Source organism: Microbacterium sp. K36, assembly GCF_004794355.1.
Classification (GTDB): domain Bacteria; phylum Actinomycetota; class Actinomycetes; order Actinomycetales; family Microbacteriaceae; genus Microbacterium; species Microbacterium paraoxydans_D.
Genome location: NZ_SSDN01000084.1, coordinates 15,186 through 34,564, shown reverse-complemented (window position 1 = coordinate 34,564; position 19,379 = coordinate 15,186). Strand labels below are relative to the sequence as shown.

The window sequence follows — 19,379 nt, the reverse complement described above, 5'->3', positions numbered from 1 at the left end:
CGGAATGTCGGGCTAATCCTCTGTGGGCAGTGAAGCGGCCGCCGCCTTCCGGCGCCGTCGGCCGCGGCGGATGAGCCAGACGACCAGCACGACGACAGCGGCCACCGCGAGCCAGGGGAGGAGGAATCCGACCGCGACCACCAGGGCGTTCAGCGAGACCACCAGACCGTTCCATCCGGCTCGCAGCCCGTCGCCGAAGCCCGCGGGATCCGCCGCGGCCGGTGCGTCCGCCCTCGACAGATCCACGGTGAGGGACGACAGGGCCACCTGATCCTCCAGCGCGGCGAGCTGCTGTTCGTACGACTCGAGCTGTGCCTGGCGATCGGTGAGCGCGACCTCGGCCTCGATGAGATCGGCGACCGTGCCCGACTGGCTCATGAGCTCCGTGAGCCGCTGCACCGAGGCGCGGGTCGACTCCACGCGGGCGCGGAGATCGATCGCGGTGGCGGTGACGTCCTGTTTCGTAACGGAGGACGACAGCACCTCGCCGGTGTCGCCGAGGGCGGCGATCACCGTGGTCAGGTCGTCGGTGGGGACGCGGACCGTGATCCAGCCGTACCCGGAGTCCGCGGGGCCCCGCTCGGCGGGAGCATCCGTCGCGACCGCCTTGCCGACCTCGGTGCTCTCGACGTAGCCGCCATGTTCGACAGCGAGGTCGCCGATGGCGGCGGCGGCATCGGCGATGTCCTTCACCTGCACCGACGCCTGGGCCGAGGCGACGATCTCCCTCGCATCCTCGGCGGATGCCGCCGCGTCCGATCCGACGGCACCGGGCAGGGTCGCCCCTTCGACAGCGCGGTCCGGCACAGCCGACCCCGCCTCGTCGGTCGACCAGCCCACGAGTCCATCCGCTGTGGAGACGGACGAGCCGCCTCCTCCCACGGCACCGAGGATCGGCGGAGTCACCAGGACTCCGACGACGAAGGCCGCCGCGATCCCGCCGGCGGTGAGCCACCGGCGGCGACGTCTCCTCGCGTGCTCTGCGCGCGGCGGAACCGGCGGCCGCTCGCCCTGGATCTCGGTGAACACGGCCTCCTCGATCCGCGCGACGGTCGCGTCGGACACGGGCGGGAGGCTCTCCTGCGGAGTCTGGTCGTTCATGCGTCCCTCACTTCCTTGACGGCGCCGCGCAGCTGGGTGCGCACGCGCGAGAGACGGTTCCGGACGACGGCATGCGTCACGCCGAGCTCGTCGGCCGCGGCCTGGTAGGCATAGCCCTCGGAGGCGCAGAGCCGGAAGATCTCCCGGTCGAGCGCGCTCAGGGTTCCCACCTCCGCGGCGATCCGGGCGGCGAGCGCCGCCGTGATCACCTGGTCCTCGACGCTGACGACGTCGGGGAGTTGGTCGCCGGCCGCGTCCGTCGTGTGCGCCTGGTCGCGACGGCGCTGGCGCAGCCGGTTCGCCGCCTGGAAGCGGCAGATCGTCGCGAGCCAGGGGAGGATCGACTCTCCCTGCAGCTCCAGGTCCGGAAGCTTGCGCCAGGCGACCACGAAGGTCTCCTGCGTCACGTCTTCCGCGTCGGCGACGGCGCCCAGGATGCCATGGGCGATCCAGTACACGGGGCGCACATGGGCGCGGTACAGGGCGCGGAAGGCGCTCTGGTCGCCGGCCGCCGCCTGGGCGGCCCAGCGCTGGTCACTCGTCTGTCCGGGCATCCTGGTTCCGTTCGGTGTCTCTCCCTCGAGAGTGTCGGCGGATGTCCCATCGTCTCAGCACGGATCCGGATCCGCAGCCGTGTGTCGACTTCCTCGTCCCGACGCCCCCCACCTCCGGTAGCATGGCCCGGGCGAGAGGGAGTATCCCGAATCCGCGCGTAACGTCATCACGAGTATCGACATCGCTGCTCCGGGCGCGCGCCGCACATCTGCGGGGGAGAGACTTTCGACTCATTCCCGACCCCTCGCGAAAGGTGCACAGCGCCCGTGGACATCCCCGTCTGGTTCGAGATCACGTCGATGGTCGTCCTCACGATCATCCTGATCGCCGACCTGCTCCTCATCCGGCTGCGCCCGCACATCCCCTCCACCAAGGAGTCGACGCTGTGGGTCGTGTTCTACGTGGGTCTCGCGCTGCTCTTCGCGGTGCTGCTGGGGAACGTGGGCGGATGGCAGAACGCCGGGGACTTCATCACCGGGTGGGCGCTGGAGTACAGCCTCTCCGTCGACAACCTGTTCGTCTTCGTGCTGATCATGGCTCAGTTCGCGGTGCCGCGACGTCTGCAGCAGCAGGTGCTGATGGTCGGGATCATCATCGCGCTGATCCTGCGCGGACTGTTCATCCTCGTCGGCGTGACGATCATCGAGAACTTCTCGCCGATCTTCTACCTGTTCGGCGCCTTCCTCGTCTACACCGCCATCCGTCAGGCGATGCCGGAAGGCGAGCACGAGGACGACGTCAAGCGCGAGAACTTCATCGTCCGGCTGCTCCGCCGTCGGATCGACATCAGCGAGACCTACGACGGCTCGAGGATCCGCACGACCGTCGACGGGAAGCGGATGTGGACGCCGATGATCATCGTGTTCATCACGATCGGCGTCACCGACCTCATCTTCGCGATCGACTCGATCCCCGCGATCTTCGAGATCACGACCAACGGCTTCCTCGTCTTCGCCGCCAACATCTTCGCGCTCATGGGGCTGCGCCAGCTCTACTTCCTCCTCGGCGACCTCCTGGACCGCCTCCGCTACCTGCACTACGGCATCGCCGTGATCCTCGGCTTCATCGGCATCAAGCTGATCCTGCATGCGCTGCACGTCAACGAGCTCCCGTTCATCAACGGCGGTGAGCACGTGGAGTGGGTGCCGGACATCGACAACATGGTGTCGCTCGCCGTGATCCTCGTCTCGATGACGGTGGCGACGATTGCGAGCCTGGTCGCCTCGTCCCGGGAGAAGCGCGCCGAGAAGCGCACCATCCCTGTCGGCGACTGAGTCCGCGCGGCGCGGTTCAGAACGCCTGCAGGTTGGCCTGCAGGCCGCCGTCCGCGTACTCGCGGCGGAGGAGCCCGCGGCGGCGGAGGATCGGCACCAACTCGTCGAGCATCCGGTGCAGCGTCACCGGATGGAAGTCGCCCCAGAGGAGCACGCCGTCGTTGCCCCACTCGCCGAGCTCCTCGACGAGATCGGCGAACTCCTCCGCGGTGCCCACGAAGCCGCTGCGATCATGCAGGCGCCCGGTCCTGGCCAGTGCGGTCAGGTGCGCGCGGAGCGGGGCATCCTCCCCACGATCCCCGACCAGCCGCTGGATGCTCCCGCGGGAGACGTGGGCACCGAAGATCGAGGGGTCGAGCGGGCGGTCCAGATCGAGGGCCGTGAGGTCGGTCTCCAGGTCGCTCGACTGCTTCCGGGCGATCTGCGCGAGCGCGGCATCGTCCGGGTGTGCGGACGCGGCCACGATCCGGTCGGCCTCCTCCGCAGACGCCGTGATCACGGGCTGGATCGCGAAGAGGACCTTGACGTCCTCGGCCCGGCGTCCGCGGGCGAGAGCCGCGTCGTGCACGCGCTGGCGATACTCCCGCACCGCCTTCTCGTGCAGGGGAGCGAGCGCCAGCTGGACGTCGGAGTTCGCCCCCGCGAACGCCAGGCCGCGTCCGGAGCCGCCGGGGGAGACGATGGCCGGCTCGCCGTCCGTGAAGGGCAGGGCGTTCAGAGGGCCGTCGAAGTCGTAGTGGGTCCCGCGGTGCTGCACCGCGCGCATGCGGGTGCCGTCCGCGTAGACCCCGGAGGCAGGATCGGCGACCAGCGCACCGTCGTCCCAGCTCCGCCAGAGCCCGCGGATGCCGGCGAGCCACTCCTCGGCACGGTCGTACGCCTCGTCGTGGCCGAGTTGCGGGGCCGCCGAGAAGTGCCGGGCGCTGCCGGTGTCGGTGACCACGTTGAGGCCGAGCCGGTGTCCGCTCAGGTGCTGCAGGGTCGCGAACTGCCGGGCCGACGTGTAGGGCAGCGAGGCCGCCGGGTTCACGGTGGGCACCACCCCGAGATGACGGGTCGCCTGGAAGAGGTACGGTGCGAGCAGCAGGGGATCGTGCTTCGGGCCGCCGAACGCATGACGCACGCGCAGGTCGATCGTGTCCGCCGAGCCGAGCGAGGGACTGTCCTCGATGATCACGAGGTCGAAGCCGGCCTGCTCCAGGGTGCGCGCGGCCTCCTGGTAGACCTCCGGCCGGGTCCAGTCGTAGTCCCAGTCCAGGGACGGATACCCCCACCCCTGAGGACCGAAGCCCCGGGCGAGGAACCACCCGAAGTGCTGCAGGCGGCTCATGCCACCGTCTCCCTGACGCTCTCGAGCACCCGCGCGAGGTCGCCGATCAGGTCGTCGACATCCTCGATGCCGATCGACAGCCGCAGCGTGCCGGGGCCCACGCCGAGGATCCGGCGCTCCTCGTCGGTGCGCTGCGCGTGGCTGGTCGTGCCGGGATGCAGCACGAGCGACCGCACGTCGCCGATGTGGGTCATGTGCGTGAAGACGGATACCTCCTCCACGAAGCGACGGGCCGCAGGGAGACCCCCGCGAAGCGTGAAGGTGAAGATGGAGCCGAATCCGCCCTCGAGGTAGCGCAGCGCGGTCTCGTGGTGAGGATGCGAGGGCAGGCCGACGTAGTCCACGCTCTTCACCGCGTCGTGTGCGGCGAGCCAGCGTGCGACGGCGAGGGCGTTCTGCGACTGGCGCTCCACGCGCAGGCTGAGCGTCTCGGTGCCCTGGCCGATGAGGAACGCGTTGAGGGGCGAGGGGGACGCACCGAACCGCGGGGCCACCGACTCCCTGGCGTAGCCGATGCGGGCGCGGCCGCCGTGCCGGGCGAAGACGCTGGGTGCGCCGCCCCGCCCCGGCAGCACGAGGTGCGGGGCGTTGTGCCCGGCGCGCTCGGCATCGAACCGGCCGTCGTCGATCACCACGCCGCCGAGCACCGCGCCCTGGCCCGCGAGGAATTTCGACGCGGAGTGCACCACGATGGCCGCGCCGTGCTCCAGCGGCCGGAGGAGGGCCGGGGTGGCCAGGGTGTTGTCGACGATCAGGGGGACGGCGATCTCGTCGGCCACGGCACTGATCGCCGCCACGTCGAGGATGTCGTTCCGCGCGTTCGCGAGGGATTCCGCGAACAGTGCCCTGGTCGTCGGGCGCACGGCGTCGCGCCAGGCATCCGGGTCCGCGATGTCGTCCACGAACGTCGTCTCGATGCCGAGGCGGGCGAGGTTGTCCAGGAACAGCCCGCGAGTGCCCTCGTAGATGTGGGTCGAGGACACGATGTGATCGCCCGCCCCCACGACCGAAAGCAGAGCGGTGGTCACTGCAGCCTGTCCGCTGGCCACGAGCACGGCGTCGGCACCGGACTCCAGACTCGCGAGTTGCCGCTCCACCGCGTGCACCGTGGGGTTGCCGGTGCGCGTGTACCCGAATCCGGTGCCCGTGCCGAAGTGGTCGGCAGCGTGATCGAAGTCGTCGAACTCGAACCCCGCCGTCAGGTAGATCGGGGTCACGCGGGAGGCGGCAGCGGCCCGGCCTCTCGCGGCGTGGACGGCGCGGGTGGCGAAGCGGGCGGTCTCGACGGTCATGCGGGGCCTCTCGGTCGGTCGGGTGAGCAACAGAGTGTCACGGCGTGTCTCGGCGTGTCCCAGCGGTGGTAACCTGACGTCATGCGGACCGTGCTCCTTCTTAGCGGCCGCGGCGAGACCTCGATCTGAGCCCCTCCTCGTCGCGGAGTCCATCGTGGGCCGAACCGCCATCCACAGGAGACACGCCATGACCACCACCGCCGGTGCGGATTCCGCACGCCCCAGGACCCTCGCCGAGAAGGTCTGGGATGACCACCTCGTCGTCAAGGGCGAGGACGGCCAGCCCGACCTCATCTACATCGACCTGCACCTGGTGCACGAGGTCACCAGCCCGCAGGCCTTCGACGGCCTCCGCAGCGAGGGGCGCCCGCTCCGTCGGCTCGACCTCACCATCGCCACGGAGGACCACAACACGCCCACGTGGGAGATCGACAAGCCCATCGCCGATCTGACCAGCCGGACGCAGATCGAGACGCTGCGCCGCAACGCCGCCGAGTTCGGCGTGCGTCTGCACTCGCTGGGGGACGCGGAGCAGGGCATCGTGCACGTCGTCGGCCCGCAGCTCGGCCTGACGATGCCCGGGATCACCGTGGTCTGCGGCGACTCGCACACCTCGACGCACGGCGCGTTCGGCGCCATGGCGTTCGGCATCGGCACCAGCGAGGTCGAGCACGTCATGGCGACCCAGACCCTGCCGCTGAAGCCGTTCAAGACGATGGCGATCACCGTCGAGGGCACGCTGCGTCCCGGCGTCACCGCGAAGGACATCATCCTCGCCGTGATAGCCAAGATCGGCACCGGCGGCGGACAGGGCTACGTGCTCGAGTACCGCGGCAGCGCGATCCGCGCGCTCTCCATGGAGGGCCGCATGACGATCTGCAACATGTCCATCGAGGCGGGTGCGCGCGCCGGCATGGTGGCTCCGGACGAGACGACGTTCGCCTACCTCGAGGGTCGTCCGCACGCGCCGAAGGGGCAGGACTGGGACGACGCCGTCGCCTACTGGCGCACGCTGCCGACCGACGAGGGCGCCACGTTCGACGCCGAGGTCTTCATCGACGCCGACGAGCTGGAGCCGTTCGTGACGTGGGGGACGAACCCCGGCCAGGGCAGCTCGCTCTCCGCCACGGTGCCGAACCCCGCGGAGATCGCCGACCCGAACGAGCGGGCCGCTGCCGAGCGTGCGCTGGAGTACATGGATCTGACGCCGGGAACGCCCCTCAAGGAGGTGCCGGTCGACGCGGTGTTCATGGGCTCGTGCACGAACAGCCGCATCGAGGATCTCCGGGCTTTCGCCTCCATCATCCAGGGCAAGAAGAAGGCCGACGGCGTCCGGGTGATGGTCGTCCCCGGCTCCGCCCGCGTGCGACTGGAGGCCGAGGCCGAGGGCCTGGATCAGGTCATCAAGGACTTCGGGGCCGAGTGGCGCTTCGCCGGGTGCTCCATGTGCCTCGGCATGAACCCCGACCAACTCGCCCCGGGGGAGCGCTGCGCCTCCACCTCGAACCGCAACTTCGAAGGGCGCCAGGGAAAGGGCGGCCGCACGCACCTCGTGTCGCCGCTCGTCGCGGCGGCGACCGCCATCCGCGGCACCCTGTCCAGCCCGAGCGATCTGGAGGCCTGACCATGGAGAAGTTCACCACCCACACGGGCATCGCCGCGCCACTGAAGCGGTCGAACGTCGACACCGACCAGATCATCCCTGCGGTGTTCCTCAAGCGCGTCACCAAGACGGGCTTCGAGGACGCGCTCTTCCACGGCTGGCGTCAGGATCCCGCCTTCGTGCTCAACCAGGCGCCGTACCAGGGGGCGTCCGTCCTCGTCGCCGGCCCCGACTTCGGCACCGGTTCCAGCCGTGAGCACGCGGTCTGGGCCCTTCGCGACTTCGGCTTCAAGGTCGTGCTGAGTCCCCGGTTCGCCGACATCTTCCGCGGGAACGCGGGCAAGCAGGGGCTCCTCGCGGCGACCATCTCCGAAGCGGACCTGGAGCGGTTCTGGGCCTTCATGGACGCTGTTCCCGGCGCGCGGATGACGGTCGACCTCGAGGCGCGCACCGCCGCCATCGGCGACCCCACCGGAGGCGCGGAGGCCGGCTTCCAGGCCGACATCGGGATCGACGATTACACTAGATGGCGGCTCCTCGAAGGGCTCGATGACATCGGGCTCACGCTGCGCAACGAAGACAAGATCGCGCAGTTCGAGGCCCGTCGCGAGTCGTGGCGGCCGCGGACCCTCCCCGTCCAGTGAGACGGAGGGGGCGGGGGAGCCAGGGGTAACCCCGCCCCCGATGAACGAAGTGAGGCCCCGAATGACGACACCCGTGCGCGACGCTCTCTCCGATGACGTCCCCGCGCTGACCGGAGACGTCCTCGCCATCCGTGGAGGTCGTCCGCTGCGCGGACGCGTCGACGTGAAGGGCGCGAAGAACCTCGCCACCAAGGCGATGGTCGCGTCCCTGCTCGGGGAGACCACGAGCGTCCTGCGCGACGTGCCGGCCATCAGCGACGTCGCCGTGGTGCGCTCGCTGCTCGAGGTGCACGGCGTCCGGGTGTCGGAGGGAGACGAGCCCGGCTCGCTGGTGTTCGACCCCAGCGACGTCGAGTCGGCCCATTTCGAGGAGATCGACGCCCACGCGGGCGCCTCGCGGATCCCGATCCTGTTCTGCGGCCCGCTGCTGCACCGCCTGGGTCAGGCGTTCATCCCCGACCTCGGCGGCTGCCGCATCGGCGACCGTCCGATCGACTTCCACCTGGACGCTCTCCGCAAGTTCGGCGCGATCGTCGAGAAGCTGCCCAGCGGCATCCGCCTCTCGACGGGAGGGACCCGCCTGCACGGCGCGAACATCCACCTGCCCTACCCGAGCGTCGGCGCCACGGAGCAGGTGCTCCTCACCGCGGTGCGCGCCGAGGGCATCACCGAGCTCCGCAACGCGGCGATCGAGCCGGAGATCATGGACCTGATCGCCGTCCTGCAGAAGATGGGCGCGATCATCTCCTACGAGCCGAACCGCGTCATCCTCATCGAGGGCGTCGAGAAGCTCCGCGGTTACGACCACCGGTCGATCTTCGACCGCAACGAGGCGGCCTCGTGGGCGTCGGCGGCCCTGGCCACGGACGGCGAGATCTTCGTCGGCGGTGCCAAGCAGCAGGAGATGCTCACCTTCCTCAACGTCTTCCGCAAGGCGGGCGGCTGGTTCGACATCCAGGAGGACGGCATCCTCTTCCGTCGCGACGGCGACATCAAGCCGGTCGTGATCGAGACCGACGTGCACCCGGGCTTCATGACCGACTGGCAGCAGCCGCTCGTCGTCGCCCTCACCCAGGCGCACGGCCGCTCGGTCGTGCACGAGACCGTGTACGAGAACCGGATGGGCTTCACCGAGGCGCTGGTCAAGATGGGCGCCGACATCGTCGTGCATCCGCGCGGTCTGCAGGACGGGCCCCGGCGCGTGCCGCGTCGTGATCTGGAGCAGGCAGCCGTCATCACCGGTCCCACGCCTCTGCACGGCGCCGACATCGTGGTCCCCGACCTGCGCGGCGGCTACAGCCACGTGATCGCGGCGCTGACGGCCACGGGCGAGTCGAAGGTGTCGGGCGTCGACATCCTGAGCCGCGGATACGAGAAGTTCCTCGCCAAGCTCGACGCGCTCGGCGCCGACTTCGACGTCCTCCGGTGAGCCCCATGGCTTCCCGGTCTCCGGAGAAGACGCGGCCGAGCGTGTTCTGGCCGCTCGCGGCGATCGTCGTCCCGCTGGTGTCGCTGATCGCGAAGGTTCGCATCATCGGTGCGGAGAAGCTCCCGCGAGAGGGCGCGTTCGTTCTGGCGCCGAACCACTACTCGGAGTTCGACCCGCTGATCGTCGCCTTGGCGGTCTGGCGGATCGGGCGCGCTCCGCGGTTCATGGCCAAGGAGAGCCTCTTCCGCGTGCCGGTGCTCGGGTGGTTCCTGCGCAAGACGGGGATGATCCCGGTCGCGCGTACCTCGTCGGCGTCCTCCGCGAAGCAGACGATGGCCCAGTCGGCAGCTCTCGTGGAGCACGGCCGGGGCGTCATCGTGTACCCGGAGGGCACGCTCACCCGAGACCCCGACATGTGGCCGATGCGCGGCAAGTCGGGCGCGGTGCGGCTCGCCCTCGCCGACGGCATCCCGCTGATCCCGATGGCCCAGTGGGGGACCCAGGCGATCATGGGCCGCTACCAGAAGGGGCTCAGCCTCTGGCCGCTCCGGAAGCCGGTCACCGTCATCGTCGGCGACCCGGTCGACGTCTCCGATCTCCGCGGCCGCGCGGGTGAGCCGGCGGCACTGACGGAGGCCACCAACCGACTCATGAACGCGATCACCGCGCTGTTGGAGCAGGTCCGCGGCGAGAAGGCCCCCGCGGAGCGCTGGAACCCGGCGAGCCACGGACAGAAGGAGACCGGACGCCTTGACCCCTAAGAGAACCGCGCCGGCCGGACCCCGCGTCGCCGTGATCGGCGCAGGCAGCTGGGGAACCACGTTCGGCAAGATCCTCGCCGACGGCGGCGCCCAGGTGACGATGTGGGCGCGCCGGGCCGAGCTCGCGCATGAGATCGACGAGGCGAAGCGCAACTCGCGCTACCTGCCGGGCATCAACCTGCCTCGCACGATGGCGGCCACGCACGAGCTGGCGACGGCGCTCGACGGTGTCGACCAGGTGTACCTGTCCGTGCCGAGCCAGTCGCTGCGGGAGAACCTCAAGGCGCTGCGGCCGCTGATCGCCTCGGGCGACGCGAAGATCGTCAGCCTCATGAAGGGCGTCGAGCGGGGCACCGGCCTGCGCATGAGCCAGGTCATCCAGCAGGAGCTGCAGTGCGATCCGGACCGGATCGCCGTGGCCTCAGGACCGAACCTCGCGCTGGAGATCGCACGGGAGCAGCCGACCGCGGCCGTAATCTCGTCGCGGAGCCAGGAGACCGCGGACGTCGTGGCCCGGGCCGCGCGGAACTCCTACTTCCGGACGTTCGTCAACACGGACGTCATCGGCACGGAGTTCGGCGGGGTGCTCAAGAACCTCATCGCCGTCGCCATCGGGATCGTCGACGGCGTCGGCTACGGCGAGAACACGAAGGCGTCGATCATCACCCGCGGCCTCGTCGAGATGACCGACTTCGCGGTCGCGAACGGTGCCCAGCCGGAGACCCTGCAGGGGCTGGCGGGTCTCGGCGACCTCATCGCGACCTGCCAGTCGCCGCTGAGCCGCAACAACACCGCCGGGCGGCTGCTCGGACAGGGCTACAGCTTCCAGGATGTGGTGAAGCAGATGCAGCAGACCGCGGAGGGTCTGGCCTCGGTCGCTCCCGTGCTGCAGCTCGCCCGCGAAGCCGATGTGCACATGCCGATCGTGGAGCAGGTGAAGATGGTGCTCGACGGCAAGATGGATCCCCGGGACATCGCCCCGCACCTCACGACGGACGACGACACCCCGCAGGGGGAGAGGACCAACCATGGACAAGCAGACGGTGGTGGTGCTCTTCGGAGGGCGCTCCAGCGAGCATTCGATCAGTTCCGCAACGGCGGGGGGAGTGCTGGGCGCGATCGATCGTGACCGGTATGCCGTGATCCCGGTGGGGATCACCCGCGAGGGCGCCTTCGTCCTGGAGGACGACGACCCGGCGAAGTTCCCGCTCGACGCCGCGCATCTCCCGGAGGTCGTGGACAACGGCACCCGGGTGCTCTGGCCGGAACCCGGCGGCGACCGCACCCTGCGGGTCGTGCACCCGGGCGGCGCGACCGAGGGGCTCGGCGAGATCGACGTCGTGCTGCCGATCCTGCACGGACCCCACGGCGAGGACGGCACGATCCAGGGCTACTTCGACACGCTCGAGGTCCCGTACGCCGGCGGCGGCGTCCTCGACTCGGCGCTGTGCATGGACAAGCACTTCATGAAGATCGCCCTGCAGGCCGCCGGGATCTCGGTGGCGCAGGGCGTGACCGTGCGTCGCCGGGACTGGGACACCGATCCCGCTACCCTCCGCGCCCGCGCTGCCGACCTCGGCCTGCCCGTCTTCGTCAAGCCGGCGCGCGCCGGGTCGAGCGTCGGCGTCTCGAAGGTGTCGGCGCCGGAGGAGCTCGATGCCGCACTCGCGATCGCGTTCGCCGAAGACGACAAGGTGCTCATCGAGGCCGGCGTCACCGGGCGGGAGATCGAGGTCGCCGTCCTCGAGACCGCCGACGGCGTCCGCGCCTCTCTGCCTGGCGAGATCGTGCTGACCGACCGCGGCTTCTACGACTTCGAGGGGAAGTACCTCGGCGGCGACGGCGTCGATGTGGTGTGCCCCGCGGAGCTGAGCGACGCGGAGGTGGCCGCGGTTCAGGAGGCCGGCGTGCGGGCCTTCCAGGCGGTCGACGGTCGCGGCCTCGCCCGGGTGGACATGTTCCTCACCCCGACCGGCGAGCTCGTCGTGAACGAGCTCAACACGATGCCCGGTTTCACGCCCATCTCGATGTTCCCGAAGTGCTGGGTCGCCTCCGGCCTGAGCTACGGCGACCTCATCACCGAGCTCGTCGAGGCGGGCCTGCGGCGCTGACGTCGTGGTTCCCCGCGCGTGCTCAGCTCGCGGGGAACTCCACCCGGTCGGTGCACTGCGCGGTCGCCGGGGCGAGCCCGGACTGGATGTTCGACGACAGGCTGTCGACGATCGACTGGAAGTCGACCTGCTCGCCGCGGCGGATGATCACCTCGATGGCCGGCTCGCGACCGTAGGTGACGAGGCGCTGGCGCTCCTCCTCCTGCTCCAGGACCAACCAGTCGACGCCGCCCAGGGTGGTGCAGACGAGGTCGGAAGGGGCGGGCGGCTCCACGCCGCAGCGCAGGACGACCGTGGGATCCCCCCACGCGCCCGTGGCCTGCGCGTCGGTCCACACACGCTCGTAACCGCCGACGCTGTCCGGCAGGAGCACGGAGACGTTCGCGCAGGCCGGGTCGTTCGCGTCCTCCGCCGGCTCGAGGTGCACGGTCGTAGAGCATCCGGCGAGTCCGGCGGCGAGGGCGATCGCCCCCGCGACGGCAGCGAGGCGGCGGGAACGAAGCATGCATCCAGGCTACCTTTGACGACATGCCCTCCCGACCCGACTCCGACGATCCGCGCCTGGGAGATCTCTCGGAGGGCCGCATCCTCCGCGCCATCCTCCAGCGCACCGCGCCCGGCGCGCACACGCTTCTCGGTCCCGGGGACGATGCCGCCGTGGTCGCCGCACCCTCGGCATCGGTCGTCGCGACGACGGACACGCTCGTGCATGGACCGGACTTCCGGCTCGCCTGGACGAGCGGGTATGACCTCGGCTGGAAGGCGGCGGCAGTCAACCTCGCCGACATCGCCGCGATGGGCGCACGCCCGACCGCGCTGCTCGTGGCTCTGGCCGTCCCGCGCGACCTCCGGTTGTCCTTCGTGGAGCGCCTGGCCGACGGCTTCCGCGAGGCCTGCGCGGCGCTGGCCCCCGGGTGCGCGGTGGTCGGGGGTGACCTCACGGTGTCCGAGGTGCTCACGGTGGCCGTGACGGCGCTGGGCGATCTCGAAGGGCGCCCCCCGGTGACCAGGGCGGGGGCGCGGCCGGGCGATGTCGTCGCCGTCGCCGGAGAACTGGGTCACGCCGCGCACGGGCTGACCGTGCTGTTCGGACGCTTCCGGGACGGCGAGACGCCGGTGCCGGTCGATCCCGCGGCTCTCGCGCCCGGGGAGAGCGCCGCGGTCGCCGCGCAGCTGCGGCCGTCGCCGCCCATCGGTCTCGGCGTGGTCGCGGCCGCGGCCGGGGCGACCGCGATGATGGACATCTCGGACGGGCTCGCCCTCGACGCGCATCGCCTCGCCGAGGCCTCCGGCGTCACCCTCGCGCTAGACGGCGCCGCGCTCGGCGCGAACCCGCAGCGCGCGCTCGCGGGCGGGGAGGACCACGCCCTGCTCGCGACGTTCCCGGACGGCGTGCTGCCGCCGGGCTTCCGTGCGATCGGCGTCGTGCGTCCGCGCGGCGAGGAGGACCTCCTCTGCGACGAGCGTCCCTTGGACGTCAGCGGCTGGGATCCCTACCGGGACTGGGACTCCGTCTCGGGCTGAACGTCCGCCGACGCGGCGTCCTGCAGGCCGGGCTCCGCCCACCACAGTGTCGTGTCGCCGTAGGTCTTCTCCCGGAACACCCGGAGCCCGGCGGCTGCGAAGTCGGGTGTGGACGAACGCCGGGCGCGCTCGACGACCACGACGGCGTCGTCGCTGAGCAGCGGAGCGAGCGCGGCGAGGTCGCCGTCCATCGCCTCATCGTCGATGTCGTACGGCGGATCGGTGAACACGAGGTCGTAGGGGCCGGTCGTCCGCCCGAGGAACGCCCGCACCGTCGCCTCCTGCACCCGTGCGGTCGCGGTGCCGGAGGCCTTCGCGACGGCCGCGACGTTGCGCCGCACGACGGCGGCGGCCTGCCGCCCGCGCTCGACGAGGTCGGCGCTCCGGGCCCCGCGGCTCAGGGCTTCGAGCCCGAGCGCCCCCGAGCCCGCGTAGAGATCGAGCACCCGGGCGTCCGCGATCGCGTCGAGCGACTCCAGAGCGCCGAACAGCGACTCGCGCACGCGGTCGCTCGTGGGCCTGGTCCCGGCGCCGGGGACGTCGAGCCGGGTGCCGCGTGCCGTTCCGGCGATGATCCTCGTCACTCGTTCACGATACGACAGGCCGCGGACGGTCGTGTCCGTGCGGTTCCCTAGACTCGGAGCATGTCGCTCACGCTCGAATCCTCGCTCGAGGAGGCCCTCGGTGCGGCGTCGGCCAAGACGCTCGACCGCGCCTTCGGCATGAAGACCGTCGGCGACCTGCTCGCGCACTACCCGCGCCGGTACGCCGACCCGGGGGAGCTCACTCCCATCCGGGACCTCCCGATCGGGGAGACCGTCACGATCGTCGCCGAGGTCCTCTCGTCGAGCTTCCGCCGGATGCGCAATCGACCGGGGGCCATGGTCGACGTCGTCATCGGCGACGGCGTCGGTCGCATGTCGCTGACCTTCTTCGCGAAGAACGTCGGCGCGGCGGAGTGGCGCTCCAAGGATCTGGCCGTCGGGCGCCGAGGGGTGTTCTCCGGCAAGGTCGGCGAGTTCAACGGGATGACGCAGTTCGCGCACCCGGAGTACGAGCTGTTCGATGACGAGGACGCGGCACGCCGGCGTGCCGACGCCAGGGCGGCGGTGCCGATCCCGATCTACCCGGCCACCTCCGCGATCCAGACGTGGCAGATCGCCCGGCTCGTCGGGCGCGTCCTCGACGACCTCTCTTCGGTCCCCGACCCGCTGACCCCGGAGATCCGCACCCGCGAGGAGCTGCTGACGGCGCGGGAGGCGCTGGAGGCGATCCATCGCCCGCGCTCCCGCAACGACATCGACCCCGCCGTCCGCACGTTGCGCATGCATGAGGCGCTGACGCTGCAGACGGCCCTGCTCCAGCAGCGCGACGCCGTGCGTGCCCTGGCCGCCACCTCGCGGCCGGCCGCACCCGGCGGGCTCCTGGAGCGCTTCGACGCTGCTCTGCCGTATACCCTCACGCCGGATCAGGAGACGGTCGGCGCCCAGATCGCAGACGACCTCGTCGGCTCCTGGCCGATGAACCGGCTCGTGCAGGGCGAGGTCGGATCGGGCAAGACCCTGGTCGCGCTGCGTGCGATGCTGCAGGTCGCCGAGAGCGGCGGACAGGCGGCCCTGATCGCCCCGACGGAGGTCCTCGCGGGGCAGCATCTGCGTTCGATCACGAAGATGCTCGGCCCGCAGCTCGCCCCGCTGCTGATGCCGACGCTGCTCACCGGGCAGATGCCGGCGGCGGATCGCCGCAAGGCGGCGCTGCGCGTCGCCTCCGGCCAGGCGCTGATCGTGGTCGGCACCCACGCGCTGCTCGGGGAGAAGACCACGTTCGCCGATCTCGGTCTGGTCGTGGTCGATGAGCAGCACCGCTTCGGGGTCGAGCAGCGGGAGGCGCTGCGGGCGAAGGGATCCAGTCCGCACGCGCTCGTCCTCACCGCGACGCCCATCCCGCGGACGGTCGCGATGACGGTCTTCGGCGACCTCGACACCTCGGTCATCCGCACGATGCCCGCCGGTCGTGCCGGCATCGAGTCGTACGTAGCGCCGTTGGCCGAGCACCCGGGCTGGTTCAACCGGGTGTGGGAGCGGGCGGCGGAGGAGATCGCGCAGGGCCGGCAGGTGTTCGCCGTCTGCGCGGCCATCGACACCGCGGCGAAGACGGCGGAGGCGGGGGAGCAGGCGCTGCTCGCCCCGGAGGGCGGCAAGGGCCCCCGCTGGGGCGTCGTCCAGCTCGACGAGGCCCTGGCCACGCATCCCGTCCTCGGCGGACTCCGGCGGGCGGTGCTCCACGGGAAGATGCCCTCCGAGGAGAAGGATGCCGTCATGCAGGCCTTCGCCCGCGGGGAGATCGACCTCCTCCTCGCGACGACCGTGATCGAGGTGGGCGTGGACGTCCCCAACGCCTCGACGATGATCGTGCTGGACGCGGACCGCTTCGGGGTCTCCCAGCTGCACCAGCTCCGCGGTCGCGTGGGGCGAGGCGGCGTCCCGGGACTCTGCCTGCTCGTGACCGAGGCCGAGGCCGGATCGGTGGCCCGCGAACGCGTGGATGCAGTCGCCGCCACGCTCGACGGCTTCGCGCTGGCCGAGGTCGACCTCGAACTCCGCGGCGAGGGCGACGTGCTCGGCGCGGCACAGGCCGGTGTGCGGTCGTCCCTCAAGCTGCTGCGCGTCGTCAAGGATGCCGCTCTCATCACCCGGGCCCGCGAGCTCGCGGAGGACATCCTCGCCGCCGACCCCGAGCTGACGGCGCACCCCGGGCTCCGGGAGGCCATCGGACGGCGCGTCACCGACGAGGATCGCGCGGCGCTGGCGAAGAACTGATCGCCGTTCCTGGTGCCCTAGGCTGGATTCCATGAGCAGCCGGATCGCCGTCGTCCCGGGTTCCTTCGATCCGCCGACCCTGGGTCACCTCGACGTGATCCGGCGCGCGGCCGCCCTCTACGACGAGCTGCACGTGCTCGTCGTGCACAACCCGGGCAAAGAGGCGATGCTGCCGATCGCGCAGCGGCTCGCCCTGCTGGAGCGTTCGATCGCCGAGGACGGCATGTCCGGCAACATCGTGATCGGCTCCTGGAGCATGGGCCTGCTCGTCGACTATGCGCGGGATGTGAACGCCGGCGTGCTCGTGAAGGGCATCCGCTCGCAGGTCGACGTGGCCTACGAATCGCCCATGGCGATCGTCAACCGTCACCTGGCCGACATCGAGACCGTCTTCCTGCTGCCGGACCCCGCGCACGCGATGGTCTCCAGCTCGCTGGTGCGCCAGGTCGCCGGCCTCGGAGGCGACGTCTCGCCGTTCGTCCCGCCGGCCGTGGCCTCGTTCCTCGACACCGGTGCGCGCGGGATCTGATCGGCGATCGCTGTCCCGTTCCCGGCGGTCTCCCGGCCCTCCTCTCCGGTGACCCGGGTAGCATGGCGGGGTGCGTTCCCGACTCAACAGCCCTTTCGTCCTCCCCGTCCGTGACATCGTCCGGCGCCCGGGGGAGATGCGCGAGCACTCCTTCTCGGTGCCCCTGACGGAGCAGTGGGGGGAGGGCATCGTCTCCTTCGAGGCGGGCTCGGAACTCGATCTCGACGTGCGGCTGGAGTCCGTCCACGAAGGCATCCTCGTCACCGGAGAGGCGGAGGGCGAGTACGTCGGCGTGTGCGGTCGATGCCTCACCGACATCGCTCGGCCCGTCGAAGTCGAGTTCCAGGAGCTTTTCGCGTATCCTGGTGAGGAAGAAACTGACTTCGAGGTTCAAGACGACCACGTGGATCTTGAAACTCTCGTCAGGGATGCGGCCGTTTTGGCCCTTCCTTTTCAGCCGGTGTGTCAGCCGGATTGCCTCGGGCTCGACCCGGTCACAGGCGAGAGGCTGACCGAGAGCACCGGAACGGAGCAGGCCGCTCCCATCGATCCTCGGTGGAGCGCGCTCCAGCAGATCACAGACCAGGACGGCACGGCAGAACGCGGTGCCGCCGAGAAAGAAGAGAGCTAGTCATGGCTGGTAACCCCCCGAAGCGCAAGGTCTCCCGTTCGAACACCCGCTCGCGCCGCGCGCAGTGGAAGGCGGAGGCCCCCGCGCTCGTCAAGACCATCGAGAACGGCAAGGTCGTCTACAGCCGTCCGCACCAGGCGAAGGTCGTCACCGACTCGCAGGGCACCGAGCTCTTCCTCGAGTACAAGGGCCGCAAGGTCGCCGACGTCTGAGTCGCGAACCGTGACGGAGGTCCCCGGGGGGACGAGGCCTCTCCCAGATAAGCTCCGCGTCGATATCGACGCGGAGCTTCTGGAGTTGGCCCTCACCCACCGCTCCTATGCGTACGAGCACGGCGGCATCCCCCACAACGAACGTCTCGAGTTCCTCGGCGACTCGGTGCTGGGTCAGGCCGTGACCGTCATGCTGTTCACCCGGCACCCCGAGCTCGACGAGGGGGAGCTGGCGAAGCGCCGGGCGAGCGTCGTATCGACGGTCGCACTGGCGGAGGTCGCCCGGGGCATCGACCTCGGCAGCCACCTGCTGCTCGGACGCGGTGAGGAGCAGACCGGTGGTCGGGACAAGGACTCGATCCTCGCGGACACCATGGAGGCCGTCATCGGCGCCACCTATCTGTCCGCGGGACCCGACGCCGCCACGGCGCTCGTCCTGCGTCTGACAGAGCCGCTGCTGGCCGACCCCGAGCGGTACGGCGCGGCGATGGACCCGAAGACGAGCCTGCAGGAGCTCGCGGCACGCCTCGGCGCCACGCCGCCGCAGTACGCGGTCGAGGCCAGCGGTCCCGACCACGATCGGCGCTTCACGGCGACCGTGGCGGTCGGCGATGTCCGGATGACGGGCACCGGCAGCAGCAAGAAGACGGCGGAGATGGCGGCGGCCCTCAGCGCCTGGCGCACGCTCAGCGAGCGTGCCTGAACTTCCCGAGGTCGAGGTCGTCCGCTCCGGCCTCGCCCCTGCCGCAATCGACGCGGTCATCACGGGCGTCAGCGTCTTCGATGAACGTGCCCTCACCCGGCACACCGCCGGAGCCGCGGACTTCGTGCAGCGCTTGGAGGGTCGCCGTTTCACGGCGGCCGCGCGGCGCGGCAAGTTCCTCTGGCTGCCCGTGGACGATGGCGACTCCGCGCTGATCGCGCATCTGGGCATGAGCGGTCAGATGCTCCTTCGCGCGCCGGACGCACCGTCCGAGCGCCACGAGCGCATTCGTCTGGGCATCGAGCACCCGCGACACGGGGAGCTCGCGATCGTGTTCGCGGATCAGCGCACGTTCGGATCGCTCGCCGTCGATGCTCTCGTCGCGGATGGGCCCTCGCAGGTCCCGACGCAGGTGGCGCACATCGCGCGCGACCCGCTCGACCCCTTCTTCGACGACGCGCTCTTCCGGATCGCGCTCGCCCGGCGGCACAGCGCGATCAAGCGGGTGCTGCTGGACCAGGGTGTCGTGAGCGGGATCGGCAACATCTACGCCGACGAGTCGCTGTGGGCGGCCCGCATCCATCCGGAGACACCGGCCGACGCTCTGCCGACCCGAGCCGTGAATCGCCTGCTCGCGGAGGTGCGATCGGTCCTGCAGAAGGCTCTCGCCGAGGGCGGCACGAGCTTCGACGCCCAGTACGTCAACGTCAACGGGCAGGCCGGGTACTTCGCCCACTCGCTGAACGCCTACGGTCGTGGCGGGAAGCCGTGTCCGCGCTGTGGCACGCCGATCACCCGTGCCGCGTTCATGAACCGCTCCTCGCACTTCTGCCCGCGCTGCCAGCGGAGGCGCTGACCCGG

General features: G+C 70.7%; 20 protein-coding genes. 14 read left to right on the top strand and 6 right to left on the bottom strand.

From position 1 onward, the window contains the following. Positions 1-12 precede the first annotated feature (12 nt). Positions 13-1,101, bottom strand: a complete 1,089-nt coding sequence (locus DW296_RS10510) for a DUF4349 domain-containing protein (protein WP_136052185.1) — start codon at positions 1,099-1,101, stop codon at positions 13-15. Beyond that, on the bottom strand, positions 1,098-1,655 hold the full coding sequence (locus DW296_RS10505; protein ID WP_136052184.1) for an RNA polymerase sigma factor: 558 nt from the start codon (positions 1,653-1,655) through the stop codon (positions 1,098-1,100). Before DW296_RS10505 ends, DW296_RS10510 begins: the two co-directional genes overlap by 4 nt. Before the next feature lie 267 nt (positions 1,656-1,922). On the opposite strand from DW296_RS10505, the gene DW296_RS10500 reads away from it, so the two are divergent. Then, entirely contained in the window at positions 1,923-2,930 is a 1,008-nt protein-coding gene (locus DW296_RS10500; RefSeq protein ID WP_136052183.1) for a TerC/Alx family metal homeostasis membrane protein, read from the top strand. A 16-nt stretch (positions 2,931-2,946) separates the two neighbouring features. Here the strand turns inward: DW296_RS10500 and DW296_RS10495 are convergent, their stop codons facing one another. Both DW296_RS10495 and DW296_RS10490 read right to left on the bottom strand, forming a co-directional pair. Continuing rightward, positions 2,947-4,260, bottom strand: coding sequence for an LLM class flavin-dependent oxidoreductase (locus DW296_RS10495; protein WP_136052182.1), 1,314 nt, complete (start codon positions 4,258-4,260; stop codon positions 2,947-2,949). Continuing rightward, complete coding sequence (locus DW296_RS10490; RefSeq protein ID WP_136052181.1) at positions 4,257-5,552, bottom strand: O-acetylhomoserine aminocarboxypropyltransferase/cysteine synthase family protein; 1,296 nt, start codon at positions 5,550-5,552, stop codon at positions 4,257-4,259. The genes DW296_RS10495 and DW296_RS10490 overlap by 4 nt, the downstream gene beginning before the upstream one ends. Positions 5,553-5,739: 187 nt before the next feature. Between DW296_RS10490 and leuC the strand changes: the two genes are divergently transcribed. The 6 genes from leuC (at position 5,740) to DW296_RS10460 (ending at position 12,100) form a co-directional block, all read left to right on the top strand. After that, the gene (gene leuC, locus DW296_RS10485; protein WP_136052180.1) at positions 5,740-7,176 is read left to right on the top strand and encodes a 3-isopropylmalate dehydratase large subunit; all 1,437 of its coding nucleotides are present in this window, start codon (positions 5,740-5,742) and stop codon (positions 7,174-7,176) included. A gap of 2 nt (positions 7,177-7,178) precedes the next feature. Beyond that, entirely contained in the window at positions 7,179-7,799 is a 621-nt protein-coding gene (gene leuD, locus DW296_RS10480) for a 3-isopropylmalate dehydratase small subunit (protein WP_060922897.1), read from the top strand. A gap of 61 nt (positions 7,800-7,860) precedes the next feature. Further along, on the top strand, positions 7,861-9,228 hold the full coding sequence (gene murA / locus DW296_RS10475; RefSeq protein ID WP_060922898.1) for a UDP-N-acetylglucosamine 1-carboxyvinyltransferase: 1,368 nt from the start codon (positions 7,861-7,863) through the stop codon (positions 9,226-9,228). A 5-nt stretch (positions 9,229-9,233) separates the two neighbouring features. After that, the gene (locus tag DW296_RS10470; protein ID WP_029989231.1) at positions 9,234-9,989 is read left to right on the top strand and encodes a lysophospholipid acyltransferase family protein; all 756 of its coding nucleotides are present in this window, start codon (positions 9,234-9,236) and stop codon (positions 9,987-9,989) included. Further along, a complete protein-coding gene (locus DW296_RS10465; RefSeq protein WP_136052179.1) occupies positions 9,979-11,118 on the top strand; it encodes an NAD(P)H-dependent glycerol-3-phosphate dehydrogenase in 1,140 nt (379 codons plus the stop codon). The genes DW296_RS10470 and DW296_RS10465 overlap by 11 nt, the downstream gene beginning before the upstream one ends. Next, positions 11,018-12,100: a D-alanine--D-alanine ligase family protein gene (locus DW296_RS10460; protein WP_136052178.1), complete on the top strand. Its 1,083-nt coding sequence runs from the start codon at positions 11,018-11,020 to the stop codon at positions 12,098-12,100. The genes DW296_RS10465 and DW296_RS10460 overlap by 101 nt, the downstream gene beginning before the upstream one ends. Before the next feature lie 22 nt (positions 12,101-12,122). On the opposite strand, the gene DW296_RS10455 is transcribed toward DW296_RS10460, so the two are convergent. Beyond that, the gene (locus tag DW296_RS10455) at positions 12,123-12,605 is read right to left on the bottom strand and encodes a DUF3515 domain-containing protein (RefSeq protein WP_136052177.1); all 483 of its coding nucleotides are present in this window, start codon (positions 12,603-12,605) and stop codon (positions 12,123-12,125) included. A gap of 23 nt (positions 12,606-12,628) precedes the next feature. Between DW296_RS10455 and thiL the strand changes: the two genes are divergently transcribed. Continuing rightward, complete coding sequence (gene thiL / locus DW296_RS10450) at positions 12,629-13,624, top strand: thiamine-phosphate kinase (RefSeq protein ID WP_136052176.1); 996 nt, start codon at positions 12,629-12,631, stop codon at positions 13,622-13,624. Here the strand turns inward: thiL and rsmD are convergent. Beyond that, a complete protein-coding gene (rsmD, locus tag DW296_RS10445; protein ID WP_136052175.1) occupies positions 13,594-14,208 on the bottom strand; it encodes a 16S rRNA (guanine(966)-N(2))-methyltransferase RsmD in 615 nt (204 codons plus the stop codon). The two genes, thiL and rsmD, sit on opposite strands and share 31 nt — an antisense overlap. A gap of 60 nt (positions 14,209-14,268) precedes the next feature. Here rsmD and DW296_RS10440 point away from each other — a divergent pair, with 60 nt between their 5' ends. The 6 genes from DW296_RS10440 (at position 14,269) to mutM (ending at position 19,374) form a co-directional block, all read left to right on the top strand. Continuing rightward, positions 14,269-16,443: an ATP-dependent DNA helicase RecG gene (locus DW296_RS10440; RefSeq protein ID WP_136052174.1), complete on the top strand. Its 2,175-nt coding sequence runs from the start codon at positions 14,269-14,271 to the stop codon at positions 16,441-16,443. Between the two features lie 31 nt (positions 16,444-16,474). Then, a complete protein-coding gene (coaD, locus tag DW296_RS10435; RefSeq protein ID WP_060923097.1) occupies positions 16,475-16,972 on the top strand; it encodes a pantetheine-phosphate adenylyltransferase in 498 nt (165 codons plus the stop codon). Positions 16,973-17,108: 136 nt separating this feature from the next. Beyond that, the gene (locus DW296_RS10430; protein WP_025103319.1) at positions 17,109-17,603 is read left to right on the top strand and encodes a YceD family protein; all 495 of its coding nucleotides are present in this window, start codon (positions 17,109-17,111) and stop codon (positions 17,601-17,603) included. A gap of 2 nt (positions 17,604-17,605) precedes the next feature. After that, positions 17,606-17,815 (top strand): 50S ribosomal protein L32, encoded by a 210-nt coding sequence (gene rpmF / locus DW296_RS10425; protein WP_013586329.1) that lies wholly within the window; start codon positions 17,606-17,608, stop codon positions 17,813-17,815. A 10-nt stretch (positions 17,816-17,825) separates the two neighbouring features. Next, positions 17,826-18,518: a ribonuclease III gene (gene rnc, locus DW296_RS10420; protein WP_136052173.1), complete on the top strand. Its 693-nt coding sequence runs from the start codon at positions 17,826-17,828 to the stop codon at positions 18,516-18,518. Next, entirely contained in the window at positions 18,511-19,374 is an 864-nt protein-coding gene (mutM, locus tag DW296_RS10415; RefSeq protein WP_136052172.1) for a bifunctional DNA-formamidopyrimidine glycosylase/DNA-(apurinic or apyrimidinic site) lyase, read from the top strand. The genes rnc and mutM overlap by 8 nt, the downstream gene beginning before the upstream one ends. Positions 19,375-19,379 lie beyond the last annotated feature (5 nt).

Bases quoted from the DNA above. Each gene is read 5' to 3' on its own strand.
- DW296_RS10455 (WP_136052177.1), bottom strand. From the start codon at position 12,605: ATGCTTCGTTCCCGCCGCCTCGCTGCCGTCGCGGGGGCGATCGCCCTC.
- DW296_RS10430 (WP_025103319.1), top strand. From the start codon at position 17,109: ATGCGCGAGCACTCCTTCTCGGTGCCCCTGACGGAGCAGTGGGGGGAG.
- coaD (WP_060923097.1), top strand. From the start codon at position 16,475: ATGAGCAGCCGGATCGCCGTCGTCCCGGGTTCCTTCGATCCGCCGACC.
- DW296_RS10460 (WP_136052178.1), top strand. From the start codon at position 11,018: ATGGACAAGCAGACGGTGGTGGTGCTCTTCGGAGGGCGCTCCAGCGAG.
- DW296_RS10510 (WP_136052185.1), bottom strand. From the start codon at position 1,101: ATGAACGACCAGACTCCGCAGGAGAGCCTCCCGCCCGTGTCCGACGCG.
- DW296_RS10495 (WP_136052182.1), bottom strand. From the start codon at position 4,260: ATGAGCCGCCTGCAGCACTTCGGGTGGTTCCTCGCCCGGGGCTTCGGT.
- DW296_RS10490 (WP_136052181.1), bottom strand. From the start codon at position 5,552: ATGACCGTCGAGACCGCCCGCTTCGCCACCCGCGCCGTCCACGCCGCG.
- murA (WP_060922898.1), top strand. From the start codon at position 7,861: ATGACGACACCCGTGCGCGACGCTCTCTCCGATGACGTCCCCGCGCTG.
- DW296_RS10470 (WP_029989231.1), top strand. From the start codon at position 9,234: ATGGCTTCCCGGTCTCCGGAGAAGACGCGGCCGAGCGTGTTCTGGCCG.
- DW296_RS10505 (WP_136052184.1), bottom strand. From the start codon at position 1,655: ATGCCCGGACAGACGAGTGACCAGCGCTGGGCCGCCCAGGCGGCGGCC.
- DW296_RS10440 (WP_136052174.1), top strand. From the start codon at position 14,269: ATGTCGCTCACGCTCGAATCCTCGCTCGAGGAGGCCCTCGGTGCGGCG.
- leuC (WP_136052180.1), top strand. From the start codon at position 5,740: ATGACCACCACCGCCGGTGCGGATTCCGCACGCCCCAGGACCCTCGCC.
- leuD (WP_060922897.1), top strand. From the start codon at position 7,179: ATGGAGAAGTTCACCACCCACACGGGCATCGCCGCGCCACTGAAGCGG.
- rpmF (WP_013586329.1), top strand. From the start codon at position 17,606: ATGGCTGGTAACCCCCCGAAGCGCAAGGTCTCCCGTTCGAACACCCGC.
- thiL (WP_136052176.1), top strand. From the start codon at position 12,629: ATGCCCTCCCGACCCGACTCCGACGATCCGCGCCTGGGAGATCTCTCG.